Annotated in this window: 2 protein-coding genes; one reads left to right on the top strand and one right to left on the bottom strand. The window is 61.8% G+C overall.

Features of this window, described 5'->3' with window-relative positions; translation table 11 throughout:
* Positions 1-246 precede the first annotated feature (246 nt).
* Positions 247-6,657 carry a non-ribosomal peptide synthetase gene (locus CKW38_RS03760; RefSeq protein WP_095111864.1) on the bottom strand — a complete coding sequence of 2,137 codons (6,411 nt, stop codon included), beginning with the start codon at positions 6,655-6,657 and terminating at the stop codon, positions 247-249.
* A 475-nt stretch (positions 6,658-7,132) separates the two neighbouring features.
* Here CKW38_RS03760 and CKW38_RS03755 point away from each other — a divergent pair, with 475 nt between their 5' ends.
* On the top strand, positions 7,133-7,927 hold the full coding sequence (locus CKW38_RS03755) for a helix-turn-helix transcriptional regulator (protein WP_095111863.1): 795 nt from the start codon (positions 7,133-7,135) through the stop codon (positions 7,925-7,927).
* The last annotated feature ends 17 nt before the right edge of the window (positions 7,928-7,944 follow it).

The raw sequence follows: 7,944 nt of genomic DNA, 5'->3' as shown, positions 1-7,944 counted from the left end.
GAGGTAACCTGCTGTAAATACGGAAAAAAGGAGCGCGCAGCAGCGAGTCCGTGCACGCGGCGCGCAGCCTGGAAAAACTAAAACATCGGGGCGTGGGTGTCTGACATGGGAAGCGGGGACAAGCCGCCCTGCTCGCTGTTCGTCTCTGTAGGAGCTGCCGAAGGCTGCGATCTTTTGATTTTGCTTTTAAAAACAAGATCAACAGATCGCAGCCTTCGGCAGCTCCTACAGGGATTGTGGTCGCCGTCAGAGGCGGCGTTTGCGGTTGAGGCTCGGGATGGTGGTCTGGGCGATTTCGACCTGCTTGGCCTGCCGCGAGGTCTGTGCCGCCAGCGCGGCCAACGTCGGCTGGCTGAACAGCGTCCGCGCGTCGACATGCAGCCCGGCCAGACGCATACGCGCCACCAGACTGACCGCCAACAGCGAATGCCCGCCCAGCTCGAAGAAGTTGTCGTGCCGGCCCACCTGCTCGACCTTGAGCACCTGCGCCCAGATCTGCGCCAAGGCCGTTTCCACGTCACCCTCAGGTGCCTCGTAAGGACGGCTGAGCAGCGCCTCCGCCCCCGGTTCCGGCAAGGCCTTGCGGTCGATTTTGTCGTTAGGCGTCAACGGCAATGCGGCCAGCATCACGTAGGCACCGGGCACCATGAATTCCGGTAACTGCGCCAGTACATGCGCTCGCAAGGCCTCAAGCGTCGGTGCAGTCAGCCCGGTACGCACGCTGTAATACGCCACCAGTCGCTCATCGCGCACCAGCACCACGGCCTCGCGAATGGCCGGGTGTTCCAGCAGGCGCGCTTCAATCTCGCCCAGCTCAAGGCGCACCCCGCGCAGCTTGACCTGAAAGTCGTTGCGACCGAGGAATTCGAGGTTGCCATCGGCGCCGTAACGCACCAGATCACCGGTGCGATACAAGCGATCAGCGGCCACGAACGGGCTGTCGATAAAGCGTTCGGCCTGCAATTGCGGCAGTCCCAAATAGCCCCGCGCCACGCCCACCCCGCCAATGTGCAAATGCCCGCTCACGCCAAGCGGCACTGGCTGATCGCATGCATCAAGGACATACAACCGCGTGTTGCTCAGCGCCTTGCCGATCGGCACCAGTGTCGGCGGCACCGGATCGCCGGGTTGCAGCGTCCAGCCGCTGCTGTCGACCGTGGTTTCGGTCGGCCCATAGACGTTGTGCAGGCGCACCCACGGCAGGCGCTCGCGGACTTGCCGGGCCAGGGCGACGGTCAACTCGCCGCCACCGTTAAGCACGTCGGTGAGGCTGGTGCACTGGCTGACGTCGTCCTGTTCGATGAACTGCTGCAACAACGCCGGCACGAACTTGACCACGGTAATGTTCTGCTCGCGAATCACTCGCGTGACATAAGCCGAATCGCGGTTGCCATCGGCCCGCGCCAGCACCAGGCGCATGCCCGAGCAGAGCGGCCAGAAGATTTCCCATACCGAACTGTCGAAACTGTACGGGGCCTTTTGCAGCAACGCCCCGTGTTCGCCGGGTGGCGCCAACTCCGAGCCCCAGTGCACCATGTTGCAGGCGCTGCGGTGCTCGATCATCACACCCTTCGGCGTGCCGGTAGAGCCGGAGGTGTAGATCATGTAGGCCAGATTCGCCGCGCCGAGATCCGGCACCTGCAGATTGTCGTGCGACTGGTTCTGCCAGGCGCCGAGGTCGAGATCGATCAGCGGCACGCCGGGTTCGCCAAGCAGGTCGCGCGTCGCGGCGTGCACCAGCAGCGCGACCGGTGCGCTGTCCTGCAACATGTAATTCAGCCGTTGCAGCGGGTAATCCGGATCGAGCGGCACATAAGCACCGCCAGCCTTGAGTATGCCCAGCAGACCGATCACCAGTTCAGGCCCGCGCTCGACACAAATCGCTACCCGCGAATCCGGCTGCACGCCCAGCCCGCGCAGATGATGAGCCAAGCGGTTGGCCTGCTCGTTCAGCTCGCGATAAGTCAGGCGCTGTTCGGCGAATTGCACGGCGACGGCATTCGGTTTGCGCTGCACCTGTTGTTCGAACAGTGTGTGAAGCGGCTGGTCCAGCGGGCAGTCGACCATCGTATCGTTGAACTCGATCAGCAGCCGTTGCAGTTCTTCCTGCGGTAACAGCAGCAGGCTATTCAGCGGCCGCTGAGGCTCGGTCTCCAGCGCCGCGACCAAGCCATTCAGGGCCGCTTGCACGTAAGCGCCAATCCGCTGCGCGCCGATGTTCGACAAGGTTCTGGTGGTCAGACGCAAGCCTGTGCCGAAGTCATCGACACTCAGGGTAAACGGGTAATTGGTGCGCTCCTCGTTGGCCAGGGTTTCGATGCCCTGCCAGGTTTGCCGGGAGGTTTTTTGCTCGACATCATCGCTGTGCCGATAGTTGAGCAAGGCGCTGAACAGCGGCGCTGGCGCAGCAACGCCACTGCACCGCTGGGCCAGCGCCAGGGACGCGTGTTCATGGGCGAGCAAAGCGGTCAGGCGCGCATGAGTGGATTTCACCGCTGCGCGCGCGCCTTCGCCGACATCGACGCGCAGCGGCAAGGTGTTGATGAACACCCCCAACGCCCGGTCGGCACCCGCGCCGCCCTGCATGCGCCCCATCAACACTGTGCCGAACACCACGCTTTGCTGGCCGGATGTCGCCGCCAGCACCTGCGCCCAGGCGAGGTGAATCAGGCTGGCGACACTCACGCCGGCCAGGCGTGCCTGCTGCTGCAGGCGCTGATAGAGACCGGGCGCCACGGCTTGCTCGGCTTCTTCGATGTTGCTGCCGTCGCCCTGTACGTTCTGCAAAGCGAACGGCAAGGTCGGCTCGTCGATGTCGCCGAGCATCTGCCGGAAGAACGCTTCATGCTCCTGCTCGCTGACGCCGAATCGCGTCTGCGCCACATAGTTGCGGTACGGCACCGGTGCCGCCAGCGGTTCGCCGTGCCCGGACAGGCTGGCGTGAATTTCTTCGCGCATCGCCTCCAGCGCAATGTGGTCCATCGCCAAATGATGGAACAACAAGATGCCGACCACCCGGTTATGCGCCGGGTCTCGGGAATACATCAGGCGCAGCAGCGGCGCCTGACTGATGTCGAGGCGATAACGCCGCGCATCGAAGCGCTCGTGCAACTGATCGATGATTGCGCCGCCAGCAGGGTCAAGTTCGACTTCCTGCACCGGCAAAATGGCCTCGCGCCAAACGACCTGAACCGGTGACGTCAGCCCCTCCCAGACCACCGCCGTGCGCAAGATGTCATGCCGCGCCATGACCTGACGCAGCGCAGCGGCGAAGGCCTCGACCCGCTCGAAACTGTCGAACGCCAGCAGCGATTGCAGCAGGTATGGATCACCCTGCGCGGCAGTGATGTGGTGATAGAGAATGCCTTCCTGCAACGGCGCCAAGGGGTAGATATCCTGCACATTGGCGGCACCACCCGGCACCGTCGCAACGATACGCTCGATCATCGCCTGATCCAGTTGCACCAGTGGCAACAGGTCCGGCGTGATGTGCGTACAATCGGCGGCAATGCGGTTGGCCGGCACTTCGACTTCGCGGCCACTGCCCTCCGCCGCTGCCAGCGCCGCCAGGGTCGGTTGGCTGAACAGCACGCGAACATCGCTGCTCATGCCAATCTGACGCATGCGTTCGATCAGTCCGACGGCCAACAACGAATGGCCGCCCAGTTCGAAAAAGTGGTCGTGACGCCCGACCCGTTCGACTTGCAAGACCTCGGCCCAGATCTGCGCCAAAGCGATTTCGACGTCACCTTGTGGCGCCTCGTATTGACGACGGATCAACGCATCCGGCCCCGGCGCCGGCAACGCCTGGCGATCAAGCTTGCCGTTGGCCGTCAGCGGCAAACTCGCCAGACGGACGTAAGCGGCGGGCAACAGGGCGGCCGGCAAACGCGCTGTCAGGTGCGCGTGCAGTTGCAGGATGTCCAGCGCTTCGCGCTCGGTGAACCATGCCAGCAGTTGACCGTCGCGCACCAGCACCACGGCTTCCCGCACCGCATCATGGCTGGCGAGCGCGGCTTCGATTTCGCCCGGTTCAACACGCACGCCGCGAACTTTCACCTGGTCATCATTACGACCGATGTACTCAAGATTGCCGTCGGTGCGCCACCGTGCGAGATCGCCGGTGCGATACATGCGCGCATCCGGCTGCGCACTGAACGGGTCGTCGAGGAAGCGTTCTGCGGTCAATTCCGGGCGATTCAGATAGCCCCGGGCAACCCCGGCGCCGCCGACATACAACTCGCCGATGATGCCGATCGGCACCGGCCGCTGCTGATCATCGAGCAGGTAAGCGGTGGCATTGCTCACCGGTTTGCCGATGTGCAACGCCTGCCCCGGAAGGATCAAACCTGAGGTGGCGACCACCGTGGCTTCGGTCGGGCCATAGTTGTTGATCACCGCAAAACTCTGCGCACGATTGAACTGGCGCAGACGATCACCGCCGATCAGCAAGGTACGCAAGGTCGGGTGATCGAGTTGTTGGCTGAAGGCGTATTCGGCAATCGGCGTTGGCAAGAAGCTGACGTCCAGCGGCTGCGCCCGCCACCACGTCAGCAGCGCATCGATGTCTTCGTTGCCTTCGCTCGCGGGTGACAAATGCAACGTCGCTCCGGCACACAACGCCGGCCAGACCTCCCACGCCATCGCGTCAAAACCGAAGCCGGCCAGGCTCGACGTGTGCTGGCCAGGGCCGAGAGCGAATGCCGCGCAGTGCCAGTCGAGCAGATTGCCCAAGGTGCGGTGTTCAACCATCACGCCTTTGGGCAACCCGGTCGAGCCGGAGGTGTAAATCACATAGGCGAGGTGGCTGGTGTTCAACCCCGGCACGTCGGGATCGGTCACGTTGTCGAGCGACCATTCTCGGCGATCAAGCTCGATCACTGGCAGCGCTGTGGCGGGCAAGCGATCACGCAGATCACTTTGCGTCAGTATCGCCACCGGAGCGCTGTCGCCGAGCAAGTAACTCAGGCGCTCGGGCGGATGCGCCGGATCAATCGGCACATAAGCGGCGCCAGCCTTGAGAACCGCCAGCAGCCCGACCAGCGTTTCCAGGCCGCGGCGGGCAACGATTGCAACCCGGTCATCCGGCCGCACACCGAGGCCCAGCAGATGATGGGCCAACGCATTGGCTTGCCGGTTCAGCTCGGCATAACCAAGGGTTCGTCCCTGATACGTCGCGACCACGGCGTCCGGTTGTTCGGCCACTCGCGATTCGAATCGCTGATGAATCAGTTGCCCTTGCGGATAACTGACGCGAGTGTCGTTCCACTGATTGAGCCGGGCCAGTTCTGCCGGGCTATTAAGGTTGAAATCGGCGATCGCCAGTTCCGGACATTCCAGCCCTTGCTCCAGTATCAGCACCAAGCGCTCGGTCAACGCCGCGATCTCGTCAGCCGTGAAATAGGCCGGCGAATACACCAGATGCAACCAGGCCTTGTCGTTGTAACGGTTGCTGCGCAGGTGAATGGCCAGCGGTGTCGCCTCGTGCTGGTTGGAGACTTTGACCACGTGCCCCGGTGCCTCAGCGTAACGGTAGTCATGGTCGTCCTGCTCGTAGGACACCGACAGCTCGAACAGTTGCGAGCGATCTTCGCGTAACAGACCCAGCGCGCGGTTCATCTCGCTCAGCGGGTAGCGTTGGTGGCGGAAGTCCTGTTTGAGGCCATCGCCGATCGCCTTGATCAAGTCAGCGAATGACAGCTCACGGCCAAAGTCCATGCGCATCGCACTGACCTGGGTGAACAAGCCCAAGGTGCTTTTGAAACGGGCACCGGAGCGATTGAGAATCGGCAAGCCGACAACCCACTCATCACGCTGGGCGGTACGACTGAAATACACGTGCAGCGCCGCCAACAATACGTGAAAGGCCGAACCGCCGAGGTGTCGCGCGGTGTCTTTCATGCGCTCGTGCAGCAGGGCCGGAAAAGCCTCGACGTGGATGCAACTCGGCGCCGCTTCAGGGTCAAGGGGTTCGCGATGACGGGGAATCAACAAGGGTTCGGGAAGGCTGCGGTATTTGTCCAGCCAGTAGCGCTGATCGAGTTCATAGCGTGATGACTTGTGGTAGCGCGCGTCATCTTCGATAAAGGCGACATAGGACTGTGCCGCCACATCTGGACGCTCGCCACGGGACAACGCGCTGTAAATGTCGCCCACCGATTTGAACAGCAGACCAAAACCCCAACCATCGATAATCAAATGGTGGGCCTGCGCCGCAAGCCAGTGGCGGTGCTGATCGAGGCGAATGAGACAGAAGCGGAACAGCGCTTGCCCGCTCATCACATAAGCCTGGGCCATTTGCTCTTCGACCAGCGCCCGAGCTGCCGACTGGGGATCGGGGTGCCCGCTGAAATCAAACAGCGGCATGGGCACCGGCAACGTCTGTGCAAACCCTTGCAACGGCAGCCCGTCGTGACCGACGTCCGCCAGCAGCACAATGCGCAAGGCGTCGTTCGCCGCAACCAGGCATTCGAGTGCCGATTGCAGCAATGCCGGATCCAGCGGCCCGCTCAGTTCGACGTAACCGCCAATGTTGTACAGCGGCGAATCTCCGCGGCTCAGTTGGTCCAGCCAGATATCCCGCTGAGCGGCAGTCAGCGCGAATGTCTCGACAGGCACGGACAGATCGCCCGCCACGTTGGCAGAAGTAGGCTGCATAAGGTCCTTCTCATGAAATTTTGCCGGTATTCAAGCATCGGCCCCGCCACCGACATGACACCTGAAACCCGGACAACCACCACCCTGGTACGCGCTATGGGCGTGGTTATCGCAGGCACTGTCTAAAAATTCGGAGAGGAAAGACTGAAAAGTTTGTAGGAAAAAAACCACATACCAGCGCCGCCATTTACCCGAGCGCTGCCGATCAGAATTCATCATCGCCCGGTTTCCGGGGCTTGAGCGTGACTGAACAGTCACTCTCGCCGTTACAGCCGGTGTTCAACAGCGTCAGAACCCCGGCGCCAATATTCAGAAATAGTGGCACTTTGTGTCCCTGTTTTCCCCTACAGACGTAGGACAAATCCATAGGCTTAAATCCCGCTCCAGATCATGTTCAAGGAGAAATGACTGCGTGGGCGGCTTTTACAGAGACGGCAGACGATTCAGTGATGGCTCTGAACCAAGGATGAAGGATATGAATCTGACCGGCAGCATTCGTAATATGGAAAACCCGCACTTCTACTGGCAACTGGGTGAGTTGATAGCCAGCACCGGCGATGATCACTTCGCCACGAACATGTTCCAGTTGGTCGACACGCTGGTGCCGGTCAACCGGGTAGATCTCAGTGAGTGGACGCTGGATGAGCGTCAGGCCAGCGTGGTCGACATCAAACCGTTGGGCAGCGCCGGTTTGGCGCAGACCTGTGCCGCGCCCGATCCGCTGGAGAGCCCCGACGATCATCCGCTGCTGCAGAAGATGATCGAGATGAACGACTCGCTGCTGATTCAACTGAAAGCCTCGCTCCAGCCTCGCCATCCGCAACACAGCGCACATCAATGCAATCTGGTTTCGCGCACGTCCAATCGCCGTTGCGTGATCTCGTTTTACCGACCGCATACCCAACGGGTGTTTTCCCTGCCGGAACTGTCGTTTCTCAAGCGCCTGTCCGACACCTTGCTGCCACTGATCGAACGCCACGCGCAGATCAGCCGGCAAATCCTCGCCAGACAACCGCGCCAGCCCCTGGCCGAACTGGATCAGGCACCGTTGGCGCAGGTGTTCGATGAACGCCTGGCGATCAGCGACATCGCCCTGTCAGTGCGCGAAAAAGAAGTCTGTCTGGGCCTGTTGACCGGCGGCACCGTGCCGCAAATGGCCGAACAACTGCGAGTCAAAAACAGCTCGATCGAGACATATCTGAAACGCGCCACGGCCAAACTCGGGGTCAGTGGTCGCCATGGTCTGGCGAAATGGATGGCCGGGGCCTGAGCACAACGCTCTTTTAA

The sequence above is a fragment of the Pseudomonas sp. Irchel 3H7 genome, from assembly GCF_900187605.1.
Classification (GTDB): domain Bacteria; phylum Pseudomonadota; class Gammaproteobacteria; order Pseudomonadales; family Pseudomonadaceae; genus Aquipseudomonas.
Note: the sequence above shows the minus strand (reverse complement) of the source record. Positions and strands in the feature narration are given on the sequence as shown.